Here is a 277-nt window from a genome sequence, read left to right as displayed (position 1 = left end):
AGTTGGAGATCAGGTGCTTCTTCTCCCGGGTGTAGCGCAGGCCCAGGGTGATGTCGAGCGCATCGGTGGCATGCCAGGTATTGTTGGTGAACAGCGCGGTGCTCTTCGCGTTCTGCTGGTAGGTATCCAGCGCGCCCAGGCCGGCGAACACGGTGCCGAAGGGGCGACCACTGGCTTGCGACAGGAACAGCGGCGCCGTCGGCGACTGGCCCAACGCGGGATTGATGATCGACAGCAGCGCAACCGACAGGTAGGGCTCGTAGTGCGGGCCGATCCG

Annotated in this window: 1 protein-coding gene; it reads right to left on the bottom strand. The window is 65.0% G+C overall.

Annotated features, from left to right (window positions below):
* Positions 1–277: TonB-dependent receptor (locus OH705_RS27190; protein WP_267303433.1), on the bottom strand; the 277-nt coding region annotated here is incomplete at both ends.

The organism is Pseudomonas sp. BJa3 (genome assembly GCF_026343815.1).
Classification (GTDB): Bacteria; Pseudomonadota; Gammaproteobacteria; order Pseudomonadales; family Pseudomonadaceae; genus Aquipseudomonas; species Aquipseudomonas soli.
The sequence above is the reverse complement of the archived record's forward strand: the minus strand, read 5'-3'. Positions and strand labels throughout refer to the sequence as shown.